At 60.8% G+C, this 19,676-nt stretch carries 19 protein-coding genes, 1 tRNA gene and 4 pseudogenes; 10 read left to right on the top strand and 14 right to left on the bottom strand.

Going from position 1 to position 19,676, the window contains the following annotated elements:
* Positions 1–3 precede the first annotated feature (3 nt).
* From hisF to coaA, 3 genes are all read left to right on the top strand, one after another.
* On the top strand, positions 4–780 hold the full coding sequence (gene hisF, locus V1289_RS20655; RefSeq protein WP_334398594.1) for an imidazole glycerol phosphate synthase subunit HisF: 777 nt from the start codon (positions 4–6) through the stop codon (positions 778–780).
* Between the two features lie 80 nt (positions 781–860).
* Entirely contained in the window at positions 861–1,184 is a 324-nt protein-coding gene (locus tag V1289_RS20650; RefSeq protein ID WP_334398593.1) for a phosphoribosyl-ATP diphosphatase, read from the top strand.
* A gap of 18 nt (positions 1,185–1,202) precedes the next feature.
* Complete coding sequence (gene coaA, locus V1289_RS20645) at positions 1,203–2,159, top strand: type I pantothenate kinase (RefSeq protein ID WP_334398592.1); 957 nt, start codon at positions 1,203–1,205, stop codon at positions 2,157–2,159.
* A 151-nt stretch (positions 2,160–2,310) separates the two neighbouring features.
* Here the strand turns inward: coaA and V1289_RS20640 are convergent, their stop codons facing one another.
* The 3 genes and pseudogenes from V1289_RS20640 to V1289_RS20630 all read right to left on the bottom strand — a co-directional run.
* Positions 2,311–4,563, bottom strand: a complete 2,253-nt coding sequence (locus tag V1289_RS20640; protein WP_334398591.1) for an ATP-binding protein — start codon at positions 4,561–4,563, stop codon at positions 2,311–2,313.
* A 153-nt stretch (positions 4,564–4,716) separates the two neighbouring features.
* Positions 4,717–5,181, bottom strand: a complete 465-nt coding sequence (locus V1289_RS20635; RefSeq protein ID WP_334398590.1) for a hypothetical protein — start codon at positions 5,179–5,181, stop codon at positions 4,717–4,719.
* Between the two features lie 920 nt (positions 5,182–6,101).
* A pseudogene (locus V1289_RS20630) lies at positions 6,102–6,920 on the bottom strand (ATP-binding protein); the annotation flags it as partial.
* A gap of 93 nt (positions 6,921–7,013) precedes the next feature.
* Here V1289_RS20630 and V1289_RS20625 point away from each other — a divergent pair.
* The 3 genes from V1289_RS20625 to V1289_RS20615 all read left to right on the top strand — a co-directional run bounded on the left by V1289_RS20625 (position 7,014) and on the right by V1289_RS20615 (position 8,355).
* Entirely contained in the window at positions 7,014–7,451 is a 438-nt protein-coding gene (locus V1289_RS20625) for a hypothetical protein (protein ID WP_334398589.1), read from the top strand.
* 165 nt (positions 7,452–7,616) lie between these two features.
* A complete protein-coding gene (locus tag V1289_RS20620; protein WP_334398588.1) occupies positions 7,617–7,862 on the top strand; it encodes a hypothetical protein in 246 nt (81 codons plus the stop codon).
* On the top strand, positions 7,798–8,355 hold the full coding sequence (locus tag V1289_RS20615) for a GNAT family N-acetyltransferase (RefSeq protein WP_334398587.1): 558 nt from the start codon (positions 7,798–7,800) through the stop codon (positions 8,353–8,355). The genes V1289_RS20620 and V1289_RS20615 overlap by 65 nt, the downstream gene beginning before the upstream one ends.
* A 1-nt stretch (position 8,356) precedes the next feature.
* On the opposite strand, the gene V1289_RS20610 is transcribed toward V1289_RS20615, so the two are convergent.
* Positions 8,357–9,310 carry an IS1595 family transposase gene (locus V1289_RS20610; protein WP_334398586.1) on the bottom strand — a complete coding sequence of 318 codons (954 nt, stop codon included), beginning with the start codon at positions 9,308–9,310 and terminating at the stop codon, positions 8,357–8,359.
* Between the two features lie 105 nt (positions 9,311–9,415).
* Between V1289_RS20610 and V1289_RS20605 the strand changes: the two genes are divergently transcribed.
* Positions 9,416–9,643, top strand: a complete 228-nt coding sequence (locus V1289_RS20605) for a helix-turn-helix domain-containing protein (protein ID WP_334398585.1) — start codon at positions 9,416–9,418, stop codon at positions 9,641–9,643.
* A gap of 260 nt (positions 9,644–9,903) precedes the next feature.
* On the opposite strand, the gene V1289_RS20600 is transcribed toward V1289_RS20605, so the two are convergent.
* Together V1289_RS20600 and V1289_RS20595 are read right to left on the bottom strand one after the other, a co-directional pair.
* Positions 9,904–10,716 carry a hypothetical protein gene (locus tag V1289_RS20600; protein ID WP_334398584.1) on the bottom strand — a complete coding sequence of 271 codons (813 nt, stop codon included), beginning with the start codon at positions 10,714–10,716 and terminating at the stop codon, positions 9,904–9,906.
* Between the two features lie 619 nt (positions 10,717–11,335).
* Positions 11,336–11,983 (bottom strand): annotated as a pseudogene (locus tag V1289_RS20595) (magnesium chelatase domain-containing protein); the annotation flags it as partial.
* 115 nt (positions 11,984–12,098) lie between these two features.
* Here V1289_RS20595 and V1289_RS20590 point away from each other — a divergent pair.
* Positions 12,099–13,214, top strand: a complete 1,116-nt coding sequence (locus V1289_RS20590; RefSeq protein WP_334398583.1) for a recombinase family protein — start codon at positions 12,099–12,101, stop codon at positions 13,212–13,214.
* Positions 13,215–13,669: 455 nt separating this feature from the next.
* On the opposite strand, the gene V1289_RS20585 is transcribed toward V1289_RS20590, so the two are convergent.
* On the bottom strand, positions 13,670–14,212 hold the full coding sequence (locus V1289_RS20585) for a recombinase family protein (protein WP_334398582.1): 543 nt from the start codon (positions 14,210–14,212) through the stop codon (positions 13,670–13,672).
* A gap of 209 nt (positions 14,213–14,421) precedes the next feature.
* Here V1289_RS20585 and V1289_RS20580 point away from each other — a divergent pair, with 209 nt between their 5' ends.
* Both V1289_RS20580 and V1289_RS20575 read left to right on the top strand, forming a co-directional pair.
* Positions 14,422–14,916 carry a hypothetical protein gene (locus V1289_RS20580; protein WP_334398581.1) on the top strand — a complete coding sequence of 165 codons (495 nt, stop codon included), beginning with the start codon at positions 14,422–14,424 and terminating at the stop codon, positions 14,914–14,916.
* Positions 14,917–15,051: 135 nt separating this feature from the next.
* Positions 15,052–15,137, top strand: a tRNA-Pro gene (locus V1289_RS20575).
* A gap of 76 nt (positions 15,138–15,213) precedes the next feature.
* Here the strand turns inward: V1289_RS20575 and V1289_RS20570 are convergent.
* From V1289_RS20570 to gshB, 7 genes and pseudogenes are all read right to left on the bottom strand, one after another.
* Positions 15,214–15,318, bottom strand: a pseudogene (locus tag V1289_RS20570) (ATP-binding protein); the annotation flags it as partial.
* Positions 15,319–15,454: 136 nt separating this feature from the next.
* Positions 15,455–15,853, bottom strand: coding sequence for a type II toxin-antitoxin system HicB family antitoxin (locus tag V1289_RS20565; protein WP_334398580.1), 399 nt, complete (start codon positions 15,851–15,853; stop codon positions 15,455–15,457).
* 5 nt (positions 15,854–15,858) lie between these two features.
* Positions 15,859–16,037, bottom strand: a pseudogene (locus V1289_RS20560) (type II toxin-antitoxin system HicA family toxin).
* A 324-nt stretch (positions 16,038–16,361) separates the two neighbouring features.
* Entirely contained in the window at positions 16,362–16,565 is a 204-nt protein-coding gene (locus V1289_RS20555) for a hypothetical protein (protein ID WP_334398579.1), read from the bottom strand.
* Positions 16,566–16,936: 371 nt separating this feature from the next.
* Positions 16,937–17,248, bottom strand: a complete 312-nt coding sequence (locus tag V1289_RS20550; protein WP_334398578.1) for a hypothetical protein — start codon at positions 17,246–17,248, stop codon at positions 16,937–16,939.
* 311 nt (positions 17,249–17,559) lie between these two features.
* Positions 17,560–18,531, bottom strand: a complete 972-nt coding sequence (locus V1289_RS20545) for an MBL fold metallo-hydrolase (RefSeq protein WP_334398577.1) — start codon at positions 18,529–18,531, stop codon at positions 17,560–17,562.
* A gap of 176 nt (positions 18,532–18,707) precedes the next feature.
* Complete coding sequence (gene gshB / locus V1289_RS20540) at positions 18,708–19,655, bottom strand: glutathione synthase (protein WP_334398576.1); 948 nt, start codon at positions 19,653–19,655, stop codon at positions 18,708–18,710.
* Between the last annotated feature and the right edge of the window lie 21 nt (positions 19,656–19,676).

Here is a 19,676-nt window from a genome sequence, read left to right as displayed (position 1 = left end):
TCCATGTTCAAGGTCCGCGTGATCCCCTGCCTCGACGTCAAGGACGGCCGCGTGGTCAAGGGCGTCAATTTCGTCGATCTGCGCGACGCCGGCGATCCCGTCGAAGCGGCGATTGCCTACGACGCCGCCGGCGCCGACGAGCTCTGTTTCCTCGACATCACCGCGACCCACGAAAACCGCGGGACCATGCTGGACGTGGTGCGGCGGACCGCGGAAGCCTGCTTCATGCCGCTGACCGTCGGCGGCGGGGTTCGCACCATCGACGATATCCGCACGCTGCTGCGGTCCGGCGCCGACAAGGTCTCGATCAACTCTGCCGCCGTCAGCCGGCGGGAATTCGTCAAGGAGGGCGCGGAAAAATTCGGCGAGCAATGCATCGTGGTCGCGATCGACGCCAAGCGCGTCAAGCGCGGCGGCGGTTCGGACCGCTGGGAGATCTTTACCCATGGCGGCCGCAATTCCACCGGGATCGACGCCATCGAATACGCCCAGGAAGTGGTCTCGCTCGGCGCCGGCGAAATTCTGCTGACCTCGATGGACCGCGACGGCACCCGGCAGGGCTTCGACCTGCCGCTGACGCAGGCGATCGCCGACAGTGTTCCCGTACCGGTAATCGCATCCGGCGGCGTCGGCAATCTCGACCATCTCGTGGACGGCATCCGCCAGGGGCACGCCACCGCGGTGCTGGCGGCGTCGATTTTCCACTTCGGAGAATTTACCATACGTGAGGCCAAGGATCACATGGTGCGCGCCGGGCTGCCGATGCGGCTCGATCCCTGACGACTCCCCGTCACAAAAGTGCTAAGGCGGTTTGGGGATGGCGTCCGGTCGTTGCGGGCGCATTTGTTTGAGTGCAGTTGATGTCGCGTTTTACGGTCCATGATCTGGCCGCCACCATCGATGCTCGCGCAGCGTCGGGAGGAGAGGCGTCCTACACAAGAAAGCTGCTCGACAAGGGCGCGGAGCACTGCGCCAAGAAATTCGGCGAAGAGGCGGTGGAAACCGTGATCGCCGCAGTCGAGAACGACCGCGATCACCTGATCGCCGAAAGCGCCGATCTGTTGTTTCATCTGCTGGTGCTGCTGAAGTCGCGCGGCGTGAAGCTTGAAGACGTCGAGGCGGCGCTGGCGCAGCGCACGAGCATGTCCGGTCTGGAAGAGAAAGCCGCGCGCAAGCGCGATTAGTTCATCAAGGGCGACGCCATGGATATTCGGGCACCGGAGCAGCAGTACAATCCCTACCGGATTTTCACGCGCGATCAGTGGGCGCGGTTGCGCGACGACACGCCGATGACGCTGGAGCCGGGCGAGTTCGAGCGGCTGCGCTCGATGCATGACCGGCTCGACCTGCAAGAGGTCGAGGACATTTTTCTGCCGCTGTCGCGGTTGTTGTCGATCTATGTCGATGCGACCCACCGGCTCTATCAGGCGCAACGCCAGTTCCTCGGCATCCGGGATCGCAAGGTGCCCTATATCATCGGCGTCGCCGGTTCGGTGGCGGTCGGCAAATCGACCACCGCGCGCGTGCTGCAGGCGCTGCTGGCCCGCTGGTCGCCGCGGCCGAAGGTCGATCTGGTGACGACAGACGGTTTCCTGTTCCCGAATGCGGCGCTGGAGCGGCAGGGCCTGATGCAGAAGAAGGGCTTTCCCGAAAGCTACGACCTGCCGATGCTGCTGTCGTTCCTCAGCGACATCAAGGCGGGCCGGCGGCCGGTGCGCGCGCCGGTCTATTCGCATCTGACCTACGACATCGTCCCGAACGAATGGATCGAGGTCGACCGTCCCGACATCATCATCGTCGAAGGCGTCAACGTGCTGCAGACCGGCCGGTTGCCGCGCGACGGCAAGGCGATTCCGGTGGTCTCCGACTTCTTCGACTTCTCGGTCTATATCGACGCCGACGAGCCGGTGCTGCGCCAATGGTATGTGCGCCGTTTCCTTGCGCTGCGCGACACCGCGTTCACCGATCCCAGGTCGTATTTCCACCGCTACGCCCCGCTCTCGGACGAAGAAGCAACCGCCACGGCCCTCGCGATCTGGGAACGCACCAACCTTGCCAATCTCGAGGACAACATCCTGCCGACGCGGCCGCGCGCGACGCTGATCCTCAAAAAGGGCGCCGACCACGTGGTCGAATCGGTGGCGCTGCGGCGGCTGTAGGCCACCGTACGCCATCTGCAATGATCGTCATTGCGAGCCAACGGGTCGCGCGAACGCGCGCCCGATGACAGGCTCCGCGAAGCAATCCATTGTGCAGCAAACCAAGTGTGGATTGCTTCGTCGCTTCGCTCCTCGCAATGACGGGAAACCTTCACGCCGCGAGATGCCGCGACGCGGCGAGGCCTGCGAGCGCCTCGGTCAGCTTTTCGCGATCGAGCGGCTTGATCAGGAAACCGTCCATGCCGGACTCGAAGCAGGCGTAGCGGTCTTCCACCAGCGTGTTGGCGGTGAGCGCCAGAATCGGCGTGCGTCGTCCCGACTGTGCAGCCTCCAGGTCACGAATCCGCTTGGTGGTCTCGATGCCGTTGAGTTGCGGCATCTGGATATCCATCAAGACCAGATCGTAGGCCGCACCGGCCGATTTCGCCGACAGCCAGGATTCCAGCGCCTCTTCGCCATTGGTGGTGATGACGGCGTGATGCCCGAGCCGGCCGAGCAGCGAGCGCATCAACAGCGCATTGATCTCATTGTCTTCGGCGACCAGGATCGAAAGCCCCTTGCTCGGCGGCGTGGCCGCTTTCTCGACCTCGTCGGCAGGCGCGATCGGGGTTTCGCCGGCAAGGCTGAACGCTGGAATCTCGGGTGTCGCGGTCAGGCGCGCAGCGAGCGAGGCGGCGCGCAGCGGTTTGACCAGATAACCGGTGAAGGCGGACGCCGTGGATGGTTGCAGTTCGTGCCGCGTCGCCGGCGTGAACATCACGATCCGATGCATCGCGTGAAGGCGCGCGGCTTCGCCGAGTTTTTCGATGCCGGCCGTGCCCAGCGCGTGATCGATCAGGATCGCCTGCCAGGAACGCTCGGGCAACAGCGCCAGCGCGACGTCGACATCCCCGACCAAGCAGGTCTGGCCGCCCCAGCGCTGCAGCCGCCGCGCCGTCAGCGACGCTTCGATGCTCTCGGATGAGACCAGCATGATCGATTGGCCGGTCAGATCCGGTGCTGCGAAAGTCTTTTGCTCGCCGCCGGCGGCAACCGCGAGCGGGATCGATACTTCGAACGTCGAGCCTGTGCCGGGCGTGCTTTCCAGCGTGATGCGGCCGCCCATGCGCTTGACGATGCGCTCGGAGATGCTGAGGCCGAGGCCAGTGCCGCCATAGCTGCGCGCGATGCGGTCGTCGGCCTGCTCGAACTCGCGGAAAATCCGCTGCTGGGCCTCGGGCGCGATGCCGATGCCGGTGTCGCGCACCAGAAAACTGATTTCGTTGGGCCAGATGCCGGGCTCGACGATCAGCGCGACGCCGCCGGTCGCGGTGAACTTGATGGCGTTGCCGGCGAGATTGAGCAGCACCTGGCGCAGCCGCGCCGCGTCGCCGATCACCTGCATCGGCAGCCGCTCGTCGATGTAGGCAGCGATCTCGATCTTCCTGGCCTCGGCGCGCGGCGCCAGCAATTCGGTGATGTCCTCGATCAGCACCGAGAGCGGGAACGGGCGATGTTCGAGATCGATCTTGCCGGCTTCGATCTTGGAATAGTCCAGCAATTCCTCGATCAGCGCGAGCAGCGCATCTCCCGAGGTTTTCACCGCCTTGGCGTAGGTGGTCTGCTCCGGCGTCAGCGGCGTATCCATCAACAGGCCGCTCATGCCGATGATGCCGTTCAGCGGCGTGCGGATTTCGTGGCTGGCCATCGCGAGGAATCGCGACTTGGCGCGGTTCGCGGCATCGGCCTGGTCGCGGGCCTCGGCCAGCGCGCGTTCGCTCTCGGTGCGGTCGGTGACGTCGCGGCCGACGCTTTGCATTTCCGCAGGGCTCCCCGCATCGTGGCGGACCAGGCCTTCGCGCCAGGCGATCCATCGCGGCCCCAGCGGACCAGCGACTTTTTGATCGTGGATGCGGGTGCCGTTGGATTCCAGCGCGGTGTCGCCCTGTTCGAGGATGGTGAGCGTGGCGCGACTGCCGATCAGGGCGCTGCGCGGCATCTCGGCCAGTTCGCAATAGGCATCGTTGACGTAGCTGATGCGGCCATCGGCATCGCGCAGCACGATCAGATCGCCCTGCGATTCGAACAGGCGGCGGGCGCGCGCTTCGGCCTCCTGCAATTCCCAGTTTCGATCGGCCAGCGCTTCATTATGCAGGGCGATCCGGCGCATCTTCCGGCGCATCAGGCGCAGCCGGACGCTTAAGGTAACGAGCGCGACGCAGGCGATAGCGAACAGGAAACTGGTGCCGATCGCAAAAGCTTGCGGATCATAACCGGAGACCTCCGTCCGGCTGCCGGCGATGAAGCCATAGGCGCCGCCGAACGTGGCGGAGAAGATCATGAACGAGCGCAGGGCGAAGGCGATCCACGGATGGCGGCGCCCGAAGCGGCGTAGGCCTATCTTGATCCGGAACGTTCGCCCCATCGCCAATGTCCCTGAGATGCTCGCCCGAAATTGAGGCGGTGTGATCCGCTTTATATGTTGTGGAGACGATGCGTCGGCGACACTTGCAAAGTGCTTGAAGGCGGCTGCGATTGCGCCTTGCGATGCGAACAGGGTTGATGAAACGTTAACGGCTCAAAGGGACGCCGCGGTGAGGCGGTGCCCGCCGCGGGCGCCGACAATGAGCGCGGCGGCGTCGCGCGCCGAAAACGTCCTCGAGCGGACAAAAATCCGGTAATCGGCGGGTCCATCCTGCGAAAGGTAGATGAGCGGCTCGGACGCCGCCGGAGTTTGGGAGATCGCGACCAATTGTGGCGGCGCGCTGGTTTCGCAGGCACCGGCCTCGGCATCGTCGATATCGTCGATGACGGTGAAATCGGCGTCGGTGACGCTGTCGGTAATCTGGACCCGCACCGTCGCGAGCCGTGGGTCGCGGGTGAAGCCGACGTGAAGCTGGGCTTGCCAGGCGAGCGAGGCGATCTGCACCGAAGTGCCGGCAACCTCGATGCAGGGCTTTGGGCCCGGCAGCAACTCGCCGCGCGCGAATACGGCGGTAACGGCCAACGGAACAACCGAGGCCAGAATCTTGAAACGCAACATGACGCTACACTCGCTCGACATAAGCCCGCGACGACGGGCTTATGGTTGGCAGACCGTAAACAAAACTCGTTACCGCCGGGTTTATGCGGGGGAATGCTCGTCATTCCGGGGCGCGCGCAGCGCGAGCCCGGAATCCATACTCACGATCATGGTTATGGATTCCGGGCTCAGCCCTGCGGGCTGCCCCGGAATGACGAAGTGTGGCGATGATGGCTACGGATTCAATTTTCAAACAGCCGGTTCCGTCATTGCGAGGAGCGAAGCGACGAAGCAATCCATTCTTTCTTTCCGTGGCGAGATGGATTGCTTCGCTTCGCTCGCAATGACGGTGCAAACGCAGTTTCCCGTTCCCGCGGCGCGATACGCCCGGGTGGTGCAAGGAATCTCTCGCCCAAAAAGAAGAGGGCGCAGGAAATGCCGGGGGCGCGCTGCACCCGCGGTCTCGTGTGCAAAGTGCACGAAAGAAAACGCACACGAGCATACAGGTTCAGCGGAGGCACCCCGGCATTCCCTGCGCAATGGTTTTACGGCTTATGCCGTGCTCTCCCCGGCGACGAATTCGTCTTGTCACCGTCGTCGGCGGATGAGCGGTCTTTTCGAATCCGGTCGGATTCGTAAAACCTCCGCCGACTTGACACCAGCAACGGGTGCCAGAACCACACGGTTTTGCCGTACGCCGCAGCGCCGTCGTCAGCGTGCCGGCATCGCTCACGGGAAACCCGCCCTGCGATTCCGTTTCACGCCTGACGCTGCCGCGTCCACCGCATCCCATCCCAACGTTCGTGACGATGGCCAACGCCCCTCTTGAGGGATGAGACGTCGGAATCTCAAGACCTGATTTGGGAAATTTTGAAAGAGGGATATTTTCTTGATCGAGGCTTGACAGCTTTTTTTGATTTGCCCGTCGGGCACCGCGATCATTACGCCGCGCGCCGCAAATCTTCCGCCAGCGCACGATACGACAACGCTTCCGCCAGATGCAGCCGCCCGATTTTTTCCGCACCGTCGAGATCGGCGAGCGTGCGCGCCACGCGCAGCACGCGGTGATAGCCGCGCGCGGTCAGCTTCATGGTCTCGGCGGCGTCGCGCAGCAGTTTTTGGCCATGACTGTCCGGCTGCGCGATGGTTTCCAACAGCGACGCTGGCGCTTCCGCATTGGTGCGGACATGCGGCATGCCCGCGGCGGCATAGCGCGCGAGCTGGATGTCGCGCGCCGCGGCGACTCTCGCGGCGACTTCGGCAGAACCTTCGCTCGGCGGCGGCAGGATCAGATCGGCGGCGGTCACCGCCGGCACTTCGATGCGCAGGTCGATGCGGTCCATCAGCGGACCCGAGATGCGCATCTGATAGTCCGCGGTGCAGCGGTCGATCCGGCCGCGCTTGCAGGAATAGCCGGGCTCATAGGCATGGCCGCAGCGGCACGGGTTCATCGCCGCGACCAGCATGAAGCGCGCCGGATAAGTGACGCGGTGATTGGCGCGGGACACCGAAACCTCGCCGTTCTCCAGGGGCTGGCGCAGCGAATCCAGCACGCGCGGATCGAACTCCGGCAATTCGTCGAGGAACAGCACGCCCTGATGCGCCAGCGAGATCTCGCCGGGTTTGGCGCGCATGCCGCCGCCGGTCAGCGCGGCCATGCTGGCGGAATGATGCGGCGAACGAAATGGCCGCCGCGCGGTCAGCGCGCCGTCGCGGATTTCGCCGGCGACGGAGGCGATCATCGAGACCTCCAGCAGTTCCGGCATTAGGTAGCAAACTCACCAAGCCCTATCTCGCCGCCATGCTGCCTGCCGGGCTACCCTTCCCCGTGAAATTAATTGCACGGGTGCCCCATGAACGAATTTGTCTTGAGCGGGCTGGTAAAGCGCCGCGCCCAACTGGCGGGCGATATCGAAAATGCCCATGAGGCCCTGCGAAAGATGGTGCTGGACCTCGAAAGCCTGGACGCCACGATAGTCCAGTTTGACCCGGATTTTCAGGTTGAAACCATCAAGCCCAAGGCGTTCCGACCGCCAAAGGACTGGTCAAACCGTGGCCAGATGAGCCGAATAATCCTGTCCGTTTTGCGCCAAGCCTCAGAACCGCTCACCACGCGCGACATTGCGGTGCAGCTTCTCATTGAACGGGCGCTGGATAAGAGCGACCTACGGCTCTTGCGGCTCATGACCAAGCGGGTCGGGGTTGCCCTGCGGGGCCAGAAGGAAAACGGGGTTGTCCGGTGCGATCAGGGGCCGGGGCAGTACATGCTGTGGGAGATTGCTCGGGACTAAAAATGGGAACAAATTAGGAATATTCACCAATTTAGAATTTTATTCTCCGGTTCAGGCGAAATTTCCCTAGGGATGCCTAGACCGTCAATTGAACTTTTAGGAAATTATACTATTAGTGTAGGAGCAAATCAGTTGGCCGAGCCAGCGACCATACTGGAACACCCAATGAACAATGCCCTCATACTCGCCTTTATGCGTTGGTGGAACGCCCTTGCGCTCCGCAACGGAAAGTTGAAGTTTAGGAATCAGCGCGAAGCCGCCGATTTCGTTCGCCGTGTGCAGAACGAAAACGGAGGGCCGAACGCCAAGGTTCTCGCCATGCGCCAACGGTATGTTGAAGTAAATCGTGCCAAAGCAGGGCGCAACACGCCTCGATTTAACGAGAGTAACAATCGAGCCGTTCTCGGATAGAGCGGTCGTAAATCGCTTTTCATGCGGTAAGCGACCGCTCGATTCATTCCTAAAAAACAAAGCCAAAAAGGTTGTGAAGCGGTGTGAGCATCGCGTGTTTTGCGCCCATCTGGATGGATCGCCGAACGTGATTGGTTACTACGCTTTGCAGTTGGGAAATGAGAGCGTTTCGGAACTGCCGGACGCTAGAAAAGACAACCATTACCTCCAAAATTACGTTGCCTTCCCCGCGCTTAATCTGAGCTTTGTTGGTGTTGATTCAAACTACCAACGTCAGGGGCTGGGAGAGCATCTTTTAATGGATGTTTTTGCGCGTGTGGCCGCCATAGCGGAACACGCGGGATTCTATGCGCTCACGCTGACGTCGCTAGATGATGATTCGACGGCGTTTTATAAGAGCCTAAATTTCGCGGTATATTCGGCGGAAAACGCTAGGCTTCCAAAGATGCTGTATCCCTTGGAAGATATTCTCACCCTGATGAACGCGGTCTAGTCTACCTCTGCCAATACCCTTTCCACTGGCGCGATACCGGGTGAGTGAGGGCCGCGCTGGTGGTCATCAAATACTGTTCGCCATTGCTCACGCGACGGTTGTTTTCACGCCATGCCATTTCGCTTGCGTAGGCCGATAGATACGGCCCGGCGATATGGTGATGAATGCCGATTTCAGCGCGGCGCAAGCGGGAGAAAAACGACTCCGCTTGGTTGGTGTTGGCTTCCTCCGTCGAATACGCCTCAGAGTGGTTGATCCGCTTCGTCAGGAAGCGCGCATGTAGCGCGTCCCAATGCGTCGCTTCATCGGCATAAACGGTGCTGCCGGGCGCTACGGTGCGGGCAATCGTCAGGACCGAAGCATCCTCAGACTTGAACACGAAGGGCAGCGTGCGACCTTTACGTTCGCGCATGATGACAACCACGCGGCGCTTGCCGGTCTGGTTTTCGGCAAGGCGACGGTCAATGCGATCGGCCTTTTTGTTCGCGGGGCGAACGTGGCCGCCGAAGTATGCACCATCAACTTCGACATGGCCAGATATGGTCGCGCCGTTGGCTTCTGATGCCAGCGCTTCGCGGATCTTGTGAGCCATCACAAAGGCCGTCTTGTACTGGCAATCCAGGTCGCGGCTCAGTTGGAGAGCGCTATGGCCCTTTGCGCCGTTCACGAAAATGGCGATCGCCAAGAGATAGTCGCGGACCGGCAACTTGCGGCTGGCGAAAATCGTGCCGCTGGTAACGCTGAATTGGTGGTTACAGGCCTTGCACTTGAACAGCTTGCGGGTCGCGTAGGTGTAGACGGCGACACAGCCGCAACGCGGGCAAACCGGCGCGCCGTCAGTGGCGGCCCAACGAACCAGCTTGAAGGTCTGATAGGCTTCCTCGTCCGACAAACGGGCGACCTTCGCTAAACTTAGCGACCTCGCCTTTGCCGTGAGAAGGAAGTGCTGCGACATGAGACCAACGTTTTCCGTTGACCTCAGTGATAAGTGATGAAAGTGATGGCGTCAACGTAAATCGATGACCTTGACGAAAATAACTTACATCGCTATTTTCCTCAAATGACCCCGGAACAGTGTCGAGCCGCCCGAGCATGGCTAAATTGGCCTCAAGACGCGCTTGCAAAAAGCGCGAACGTGGGCGTTTCGACGGTTCGTGACTTTGAGGCTGGTCGCCGTGAGCCGACGCGAAACAATCTAACGGCAATGCAAGCTGCACTGGAAAAAGGTGGCGTTTCATTTGTCGATAACGATAAGGAGCGCGGAATAAAGGTCCCGCGCTCGACATGAATCGGTGAGTCTGTTATAAAATAACGGTGGACCGGTTGGGGATTGGACCCAAGCGTCGCGGGTGGAAATCCAGCTAGCGGCACCAGCCCCGGCCCCCAGAGAAGCTACCAGTCACGCTCGTAACGCGACCGGCAGTGTCTCGGTATTCGACGGCTTCATGTTGTCATGTACCACCTACCTTTCGACCCGCTGATGGGCGGGTGCCACACTTGGTTAGAGAAACCTCCGGGGCCTTGCGGCCCCGGATTTCGTTTGAGCCATCATTCAAAAATAGAAGGGCTCTTATTTTTTGCCTTCCGTGCGGTTAAGTACTGCACGAGAGACCAGATTGCTTGCTTGACGGCGTCATCAATGTCCGGTTCGGCCATTAAGTCGATTAGTTGATATTCCAAAGCTTTCTGCGTGGGCGGAGTACCGCCGCCAGCACCGCCACCGCTGTTCCCGCCACCACCAGCACCACCACCGCCGGGCAGGTCGATCTTTTTCGTATCAACAATAGAATCGGCCGCAGCGTCATCCTTACGGGGCAAGGAGTCCGCCCGCGGCCGGACAAGACGGTCTTCACCGCTCTCAAAGTAGCCAGCTTGCTTTGCAGATCGCTCGAATGCTTGCCGCGCCTTGTCGGTTTGCTTGCTAGAAACGCCCAGGCTCAACATCTCGCGTTCTAGCGCCTTTGGCGGCGGCAGCATATGCCCCCGGTACTTCTCGTAGACCGCTCCATAGAGCGGCACCCGCATAAAAGATTCGGCGCGGGCGGCGCGCTCAGTGTCGGGGGAGATGATTTGGCGGCCAAGCTCACTGAGTTTGAAGCCGCTCTTCCCATCCTTGTCGATCAAATCGAAAATCTTCGCAGTACCGGTCTTCAATCGAAAGGCGCCGCTTACGGTCTGATTCATCTCAGCCGCCAACTCGTCAACGTTGCAGCTACCGTGGCCGCCGCGATTATAAACGGCGCGAGCAACCTCGACTGCGGAATCGAGATCAAGATAAGGGAACGTAATCGTTGACTGCTCGCGTTTCGCGTCGTCACCGCCTTCAACCGGCTTCTCAAACTTAACCGTTTCGCCCGTCATGGAGACACCTCGTGCCTTGCGTGTAGGAATCAGTAAAACACACCGAGGCTGTAGAGTCAAACAATGTTTGCGGGAATGCCCAAACAAATTGTTCCCGCCTTCATCCGCCTTATAAAGCAAACTCCTTACTAAATAGTGTATTTCGCGTTAATACATATTTAGTTGATATATCAATGGCTTAGTTGAGTATAAGGAACGAGAGTTAGGGATTTGGTAAGGCGAGGCCTGCGCAGGGCAGAAAAAGGCAGGGAATCTAACATCCTGTGAAGAACGGGGGAAAGTCGAATTACAGGAAAAAGCCCCGGCGGTGAGGCTGGGGCTATTTGCGCGTATAAGCGCTGCCGGGCGGCAACGACCGTCCCGAAGTCAGGCAGTTCTGGCGGGAAGCAAGAAAGGAGGGTGCCCATGGAAAACGTGGCCCACTTCTTCCTGATCATTGGCTACGCGCTACTGATCATGAAGCACTTCATCGGCCTATAAGGGTCTGAGGTGCCAACTTCATTATGAAGTTGCCATGACGTAGTTCTGGCAACGGATACCCCGAATGGGCGGCGCGGCGGGCTTGGCACTACCCGTCGTCCCTCATTCGGGGTCTTTCATGAAGGTGAGTTTGCTACCTAATGCCGAGCAGTTCGGACGGCGACAGCGGCGGCAGGATCGAGGGCAGCCGCGCCGCCAGCATCGATTTGCCGGCGCCGGGCGAGCCGATCATCAGCAAATGATGCCCGCCGGCCGCTGCAATCTCGAGCGCGCGTTTGGCGCTCTCCTGGCCCTTGATGTCGCGGAGATCGAGCAGCGTCTCCTCGCGCTCATGCACTTTCGGCTGCGGCCGCGACAGCACCTGCGTGCCTTTAAAGTGGTTGGCGATCTGGATCAGCGACTTTGCCGCAATGATCTGGATGTCGGGGCTCGCCCACGCCGCCTCCGAGCCGCAGGCCGCGGGACAGATCAGCCCCTCGTCGCGCGAATTGGCGCCGATCGCCGCCGGCAACACGCCCGCGACCGGCGCGATCGATCCATCGAGCCCGAGTTCGCCCAATACCGTGAAACCGGACAGCGCGTCGGGCGGGATCGCGCCGATGGCGGCCATCAGGCCGAGCGCGATCGGCAGATCGTAATGGCTGCCTTCCTTCGGGACATCGGCCGGCGCCAGGTTGACCGTGATCCGCCGCGCCGGCAGCGCCAGCCCCGAGGCGATCAGCGCCGAGCGCACCCGCTCGCGCGCCTCGGAAACCGCCTTGTCGGGCAGGCCGACAATGGCCATTGCAGAGTGCGAATGCCAACTGTAAAGGCATCATCACACGGAGACTGCAATGGAATTGAGGAAGAGCACCACCCTCATCGCCCCGCTTACCACCGCCGCCAGAGGCTGAGGCAGGCCCATGAACGCCCCTGTGCGCGCCGAGACCAAGACACTGGCCTATTCCTATGTCCGGTTCTCGACACCATCGCAAGCCGCTGGGGCCAGTCTCCAGCGCCAGACCGAGAAGGCGGCCAAGTATGCCCTTGATCACGGGCTTACGCTCGACACCGAGCTGAACATGACGGACCTCGGTGTGTCAGCCTACCGGGGGAAGAACGCGCACACAGGGGCACTCGGTGGTTTTCTCAAAGCTGTCGATGCGGGGTATGTCGAACGTGGCAGCTACCTGCTGATTGAGAACATGGACAGACTCTCACGCGCTGACATCGTCACAGCGCAGGGCCTGTTCCTTCAGTTGGTTGGAAGCGGCATCAATCTGGTGACGCTGACGAACGGTGAAGCGTACTCAGCCGAACGCTTCCAGAGGGAGCCCGAGGCAATCTTCTTGGTGGTGCTGGAGCTAATCCGGGCGAACAAGGAGAGCGTGCGCAAGGGACAGTTGATCGGTGATGCTAAGGCGCGGAAGAAGCAGCGTCTTGCTGAGCACGGGCTGGAGGGGAAGCCGTACACCCGACAGGACGATATCCCAGCAATAGTGTTTAACGGCAGCTTGGATGAAGCCGTCAGGGAGGCACTGAGGCGCAATACTAAGAACCAGCTACCGATGACACCCCAAGATAGGAGAGAGGCGGCATGGCGGCTGGTGAAGGAAGGAAAGCCGGGAGAGTGGCCGGACAGCATCAGCGAAACACAAGCACTGAGCGGGGCCGGAAAAGGCACAGTGGACCGAATGCGCGCGGCATGGACGAAGTTGCACAGCGGGCAATACGGAGACCTGAAGGATATTGAGGGCCTCAGTTGGAGCCAGGCACAATCCAAGCTCAAGGGAACGGGGGCGCAGGCGTTCGACGAAGATAGCTGGCTAGAGGGGCGGGCGCAGAACTTAGCCGCCGCTATCGACAGAGCGAAGCTGCATCTGTCAAAGGACATCGAGGTCACCGCACTCGCTCTGGAAATGCTAGACCCACAATTACCAGCGGCGCTCATGGCGCATTGGGCCCCGCCTCGTCGCTTTGATCCGCACGCGGTAGACGAGGACGAACTGGACGAAGATGGCGAACCACTGCCTTTCTAAGGGCGTCCCAGCGCACCAAATGCCAGCCATGGGGACCCATAGGTACCCCAACCCATGGCACCCCATTGGGGTAGGAAGGCCCACCCCGTCAAGAGGCAGGCGGGGCAGAGGCAGGAACGTTCATAAGGAGATACAATAGGTTATCTAGATATAGGTCCGTTTCGGCCATATATCTGCGCACGGGATTAGGGGCTAGCTGTTGGCTGAGCGTAGGCATCCCTGTATGCCTCTGTGTGCCCCTCGGAAGCCGCTGGGGGCGTTAGGTGCTATGGGGACGTGGGGGGCATTATGGGCCCCAATACGGTACTTCCAGAGAAGCACACCCCTCTGTTTAGCCAAGCAGAGGCCCGAGGCTTTAGCCCGACTTTTTTGAAATAGGGGGCCCCAAACTGCTGGCCCGGGGGCCCCACCGGGGGCCGGAGTCCCTTTAGCCGCACCTTAGCGGCGCTCACCCCTCAGCCCTCAAGGACGCGGTAGACCGAGGCGCGGCCAATCTTGAGGGCCTTCGCGATGTCCGACGCCCCCATGCCTTGCGCCCGCAACGCCTTCACCTGTGCAGGATCGATGGAAGCCTTGCGACCTTGGTACACCCCGCGTGCCTTGGCGTCCGCTATGCCCTCAAGCTGACGCTCTCGGCGGAGGTTGGTCTCGAACTCTGCGAACACACCGAGCATGTCCAAGAAACACTTGCCCGCCGCTGTGCTGGTGTCGATGGGTTGCTCCGTAGCCCGCAGGGAAGCGCCGCGCGCCTTCACGGTGCGCACGATGTCCTGAAGGTCGCCAATGCTACGTGCGAGGCGGTCAATTCTGGTCACCATCAGCACGTCACCAGCCCGCAGGAAGTCCAAGACTGTCCTGAGTTCCTCGCGGCCCGCCGTGGTGGTGCCGCTGCGCTTCTCCGCGCGGATCAGGCCACACCCCGCCGCCCGTAGAGCCGCTTCCTGCAATTCGAGGTTCTGGTCAGTGGTACTAACTCGGGCGTAGCCGATGACGGTCATTGATGGGTGCTCCTGTCTCGTTAGGCTCTAGACCACCAGACTATGGTGTTTCGAAATAGAGAAGTCAACCCTAATAAGACAGTATTGGCGTCTCACCGCCGTGTCTCGGGAGGGCAAACCCAATCGAGACGAACTATTCGGTGGATGATCCATTGAATAGTCGGAACTCGCCCTTGCAGTAATTCGCGGAACTATGGTAAAAGCTTGTTATGGACGAATCGAAGAAACATTTTCCCACTGAGCAGGAGTTGGATGACGCCGTTGCTAAGGCGTACGCCGAACTCGCAGCGGCGATAGGCAACTACGCTGACAAAGTACGGCGTCGCGGCTGGTCGCAGGGCTGGGATACGGGCTGGGCAACAGGGCGAAAGAGGCTGCTTGAGGAATTTCAGAGCCGTTCCGCGGACAAACCCTCAGCACCATCAGCGCCGCCAGCGCCGCCAGCGAAGGTTGATGCACCCCGTATGACCTTGCTGGGAACCACGGGAACAGCCAGCACAAACGTGCTCAACTATATTGAGAGGTTCCCGGGCCAACGGGGGGTCGAGATAGCGGCAGCACTCGGCGTCGCGTTTCCCGAACGTACTGTGCGGACGGCGCTCCACAGATTGAGGAATACGAAAATAAAGATTGTGAACGGTCGATGGTACACTAACGAAGCAGCACCGACCGATTCACCTGAATCGACGAAAGAGGAGGATTGAATATGCCGCCGCCTTAGTTCCAAGCCAGCGCGCCGCGACGAACCAACTTGCGACGCTGGTATTGCCCGGGAGTTGGGCTGAGAGGAAAGGCGCTTACGACGCCCTCCTCCCAGTGGGTTACCCCAGTCTCTCTGTGCCCTCGTGGTGGAATTGGTAGACACAGCAGCTTTGGAAGCTGCCACCTGCTCGGTATGTCGGTTCAATTCCGGCCGGGGGCACCATTTCTATATAACAATGCTGGACTCGCCGTCAAAGGCGAGTTTTCGACGCGGTTAAGATGTCGATTTGTCATTGACACCCAACGAGGGCAAAGGCGGGCAGCCCGGGCGCGACCTGCACCTGCACGTCGACCGCGCGGGCCTCGATCCCCTCAAAAGCGACGGTGGAAACGCGTTGGACCATGCTGCCCCTCTGCCGCAACGGAGGGTAGCGGAAGGGGCGAAGGCTGGCAAGAACATTAAGGGAACATGCCGGGGAGCGGCCGGCGAAGCAGCGAAGGAAGTGGTCAAAAGGCTCGAAGGTGATCCCGGCTGTTATCCTAAGCCGCTTCGGCCATCAGCTTTTTCGCTGCTTGCGTCAGGAGCCCCGATCGCGTGTAGCCGTGAGCTTCCGCATATTTATCAATCTGCTCCAGAACATCTCCGGGCAAAGTGACGTTGACGCGAACGGCCTTCGGTTGCTCGCTCTTCATCGAAACCAGAATAGCCACGCCAGTTCGGTTGCCCGGATCGGACATAACCTCTTCCAGGGCCGAAGGCTCGGGGACGGCTTCTCCGTCCTCCACCAGGCCTTCGATATGAAGAGCAAGGGCTTCCTCAGCCATGGCGCGAGCATCATCCAAGGTGGTGCCTGCAGTGATAACGCCCGGAAAATCCGGAAAGGAAACGCCGAAGTCGCTGTCGGCGTCCTTATGGATAAGACCAATATAGTTGGGCATCGCTCTTACCTCAGCTTCAGGCCTGACTGCTTCTCGATACTTTTCAGCGTCCCAATCGGGATGTCCCGTTCTGGATGGGGAACAGTGACGCGGCCTTTTTTGGTGGGATGCTTGAATTGGACATGGCTGCCCTTTTGAGCCACCCATCTCCCTGAAGCGCCGAGATAATCTCCCGGCTTTTCATAGTGTGTATTTATACACACGGCGTATGTTTGTCAACATATCCGACAACCCACGCGCGATCTGCACCTGCACGTCGACCGCGCGGGCCTCGATCCCCTCAAAAGCCACAGTGGAAACCCGTTGGACCATGCTGCCCCTCTGCCGCAATCGAGGGTAGCGGAAGGTTAGAAGGCTGGCAAGAACATTAAGGGAACAGACGCGCGTTTGGAACATGATGCCGCACCGCCACAATCAAGAGTAGCGGACCCAAGCGGCGAGCGGTAATGCCTCAGTTTGAAATTTGACGGCCTTAATGCCGGCCAGGCAATGATGCCGACGACAATGGCTACCTTGGTGGCTGCAATCCCGGTGACGTAAGCCATTTGTTTGTGTGCGAGGCCTCGTCCGCCTGCCGGGCTTTTCCTCGGGCCATCTTGACCAGGGTATCACGCTCTTCGCCGGGCGGCATATTCTCCGCTTTCGCTCGAAGACGCTTGGCTACAAGACGATCGAGGAATGACAGCAGATATTTGAAGCGACGGCGCTGCATGGTTTCACTCCCATGTCTGGCCTGCCCAGCAAGAAAACGCTCTAATACTTGGGTGGGTTCCCGTTCAAATTAACATATAAGTAGCTGAATTTGCTAGCAGATTTTCAATTGAACCGTCGCCAATAAAACTGTCATATATTGATGTTAGCCGGGGCCTGTCGTGGCGCTGGAAACCGTCATGGCGACTCAAACCCCGCTCGCGGTTCGAGCGGGGATTTTTGTTGGCCCCCTCAGTTGGTGGCCTCTGACATCACGCGCTCCTATACGGACCGCGCTTCTTCGGCGCGCCCCTCGCGCTTATCGATTAGAGTTACGATGTCGCTCATTGAGGCATTACCCGGCAGGCGCACGAACATTACAGGTAGAACCGATCAGTTCAGCTTCGACCCCGCCACCGCGACCGTATTGGCCTGCGGCTGCTCCAGCATCTTCAGCGCGGCATCAAGGCCGTTGCGCAGGTTGATGGCGGCGTTCTGGCTGCAGCGGATCCGGCCGCTCGAGATGAACTTCACTTCGGTGGTGCCGTCCGGCTTGGGCACCAGAATCCGGGTCGCCAGTTCCACCTCGACGGCGCCGTTCATGGTGCCGTAGGCGCCGACGATGTCGAAATAGACCAGCGGGGCGAGGGCGCCGGTGTCCTCATAGATGAGATCGGCCGGCTTGGTGGTGGTTTGGTCAGCCAATGGGACTCTCCCAACGCAGGATTCGCGGATGATCTCCACTTACGCCAGTCGGAGCTTCATCCCTAGCGCGGGGTGACATCAGATCGGGCCGGAGCGCTCGAACCATCTGTCTTGCGTCATCCTGAGGTGCGCGCTCTTGCGCGCCTCGAAGGATGAGTGTCGCCCGTGGCCCATCCTTCGAGGCTCGCTGCGCTCGCACCTCAGGATGACGAGTGCCCGGTTTCAACCCAAAGTCATCCTACTATAGCCTGGATTGGCTATCCTCGCGGCCCGGGGGCCGGCAAAAGCCGGCCCCCGGAAACGCCGTCGCCTCACAGCACCATCTGCATCGGCTCGGGATAATAGTGGAATCCCTCGCCAGCCTTGGCGACGTGGCCATAGCCCGGCCAGGCGAAGTGATAGGACATCACGGGCGTCTTGTTGGCCGCCAGCATGTCCAGCGTTTTTACGCGCGTGGCCGCCGCCTGCTTTGGATCGGTGTCGTAGGAAAATTCCATCCGCGGCTTTTCGAGCAGCAGCACCGAATGGTGCGAGAGATCGCCGAGGAAGGCGAAGGATTTGCCTTCAGAGGTCACCATAAAGATGTGGTGGCCGACGGTGTGGCCGGGTGCGGCAAGCGCCTGCACGCCGGGCAGGAACTCCTGGCCGTCCTTGAAGTACACCATGCGGTCCCGCACCGGCAGCAGGTTCTTGCGCGCATGGACCACAAAATCCTTCAGCGGACTGCCCATCTTGCCTTCATCGGTCCAGTAATCGAAATCGCTCTGGGCGATGTAGTACTGCGCGTTCGGGAATAGCGGCTTGCCGTCCTCGCCGACGACGCCACCGATATGATCGATATGGGCGTGCGAGAACACCACCGCGTCGATGTCAGCGGGTTTGATGCCGGCTTCCGCCATGCTCTTTTGCTGCCGCCCGGTGGTCGGGCCGAACGCTTTCGAGGTGCCCATGCCGGTGTCGAACAGCACGAGCTTGTCGCCCATGTTCACGATCGGCGAGTTCTGCTCCAGCACGATATTGTCGGGCGAGAGGAAATTGTCGCTCAGCATCTTCTTCACTTCGTCATCGGGCACGCCGATGAAGGTGCCCTTCGGAGGGCCGAGCGGCAACGGGCCGTCGGAAACCACCGTCACCTCGGCGGCGCCGAGATTGAAGCGGTGCCAATAGGGCGATTGGGTGCCGAGTTTGGGGGCGCGCGCCTGCGCGCTGCCGCCGAGGAGCGTCGTTGCGCCAAGGCCTGCGCCGAGCGCAAGCAAGGATCGTCGCGAAACATTTGATGTCATGCGTCTTCCTCCACTCTTTTTATGAGATTTGTCGCGTCTGGTGCCCGGACGGATTTTTCCGACGGCTTGAAGCGGGCACAGAAAGGCTGCGCCCGCTTCGGCAGACGGGCAAGCAGAATCAGGCTGCAAAAATCGCGGAGTAGCAATGTTCTGGCGACACAACCGCGTGAAGAAAATTATTTTCCGCCGCGTTTCGCCTCGATCGTGTCCCAAATCATCGCCGCGACATCCGGGCCGCCGAGCCGGGCGATGGCGCGGATTCCCGTCGGCGACGTCACGTTGATCTCGGTAAGGTTGCCGTCGATCACGTCGATGCCGACGAACAGCAGGCCGCGCTCGCGCAAGCTTGGGCCGAGCGTCGCGCAGATCTCGCGCTCGCGTTCCGAAAGCTCGGTCGCGTGCGCGGCGCCGCCGCGGACCATGTTGGAGCGCAGATCGTCCGGCGCCGGCACGCGGTTGACGGCGCCGGCGAATTCGCCGTCGACCAGGAGGATGCGCTTGTCGCCATGTTTGACCTCGGAGAGGAAGCGCTGGATCACCCAGGGTTCCCTGAAGGTGACGGAGAACATGTCGAACAGCGAACCGAAATTCATGTCCTGTTGCATGACGCGGAAGACCGCCGCACCCCCATGGCCGTGCAGCGGCTTCATCACCACAGCGCCGTGCTTGTCGCGGAACGCATTGATCTCGTCGAGGTCGCGCGAGATCAGCGTCGGCGGCATCAGCTGCGGAAAATTCATCACGAACAGTTTTTCCGGCGCATCGCGGACGCCGGTGGGATTGTTCACCACCAGCGTCTTCGGATGGATGCGCTCGAGAAAATGCGTCGAGGTGATGTAGGCGAGGTCGAACGGCGGATCCTGCCGCAGCAGGATGACGTCGAAATTGGTCAGCGGCTCGCGCTTGGGCTCGCCCAGGGTAAAGTGATCGCCGGCCTCGTCGCGCACGGTGAGTAGCTGCACCGGCGCCACCAGTTCCTCGCCGTGCAGCGAGAGCTTGTCCGGCGTGTAATAGGAAATCCCGTGGCCGCGCTTTTGCGCCTCCAGGAGCAGCGCAAAGGTGGAATCGCCGCGGATGTTGATGCGCGCGATGGGGTCCATCTGGACGGCGACGTTCAATTTCATTGGGAGGTCCGGGTCTCTGGA

Origin of the sequence: Bradyrhizobium sp. AZCC 2289, assembly GCF_036924615.1 — a bacterium.
Classification (GTDB): Bacteria; Pseudomonadota; Alphaproteobacteria; order Rhizobiales; family Xanthobacteraceae; genus Bradyrhizobium.
The sequence above is the reverse complement of the archived record's forward strand: the minus strand, read 5'-3'. Positions and strand labels throughout refer to the sequence as shown.

Excerpts from the sequence above, each read along its gene's own strand:
- V1289_RS20590 (WP_334398583.1), top strand. The coding sequence starts at position 12,099 with ATGAACGCCCCTGTGCGCGCCGAGACCAAGACACTGGCCTATTCCTAT.
- V1289_RS20580 (WP_334398581.1), top strand. The coding sequence starts at position 14,422 with ATGGACGAATCGAAGAAACATTTTCCCACTGAGCAGGAGTTGGATGAC.
- coaA (WP_334398592.1), top strand. The coding sequence starts at position 1,203 with ATGGATATTCGGGCACCGGAGCAGCAGTACAATCCCTACCGGATTTTC.
- V1289_RS20650 (WP_334398593.1), top strand. The coding sequence starts at position 861 with ATGTCGCGTTTTACGGTCCATGATCTGGCCGCCACCATCGATGCTCGC.
- V1289_RS20625 (WP_334398589.1), top strand. The coding sequence starts at position 7,014 with ATGAACGAATTTGTCTTGAGCGGGCTGGTAAAGCGCCGCGCCCAACTG.
- V1289_RS20640 (WP_334398591.1), bottom strand. The coding sequence starts at position 4,563 with ATGGGGCGAACGTTCCGGATCAAGATAGGCCTACGCCGCTTCGGGCGC.
- V1289_RS20555 (WP_334398579.1), bottom strand. The coding sequence starts at position 16,565 with ATGCAGCGCCGTCGCTTCAAATATCTGCTGTCATTCCTCGATCGTCTT.
- V1289_RS20545 (WP_334398577.1), bottom strand. The coding sequence starts at position 18,531 with ATGACATCAAATGTTTCGCGACGATCCTTGCTTGCGCTCGGCGCAGGC.
- V1289_RS20605 (WP_334398585.1), top strand. The coding sequence starts at position 9,416 with ATGACCCCGGAACAGTGTCGAGCCGCCCGAGCATGGCTAAATTGGCCT.
- V1289_RS20585 (WP_334398582.1), bottom strand. The coding sequence starts at position 14,212 with ATGACCGTCATCGGCTACGCCCGAGTTAGTACCACTGACCAGAACCTC.
- V1289_RS20600 (WP_334398584.1), bottom strand. The coding sequence starts at position 10,716 with ATGACGGGCGAAACGGTTAAGTTTGAGAAGCCGGTTGAAGGCGGTGAC.
- V1289_RS20635 (WP_334398590.1), bottom strand. The coding sequence starts at position 5,181 with ATGTTGCGTTTCAAGATTCTGGCCTCGGTTGTTCCGTTGGCCGTTACC.
- V1289_RS20565 (WP_334398580.1), bottom strand. The coding sequence starts at position 15,853 with ATGCCCAACTATATTGGTCTTATCCATAAGGACGCCGACAGCGACTTC.
- hisF (WP_334398594.1), top strand. The coding sequence starts at position 4 with ATGTTCAAGGTCCGCGTGATCCCCTGCCTCGACGTCAAGGACGGCCGC.
- V1289_RS20620 (WP_334398588.1), top strand. The coding sequence starts at position 7,617 with ATGAACAATGCCCTCATACTCGCCTTTATGCGTTGGTGGAACGCCCTT.
- V1289_RS20610 (WP_334398586.1), bottom strand. The coding sequence starts at position 9,310 with ATGTCGCAGCACTTCCTTCTCACGGCAAAGGCGAGGTCGCTAAGTTTA.
- gshB (WP_334398576.1), bottom strand. The coding sequence starts at position 19,655 with ATGAAATTGAACGTCGCCGTCCAGATGGACCCCATCGCGCGCATCAAC.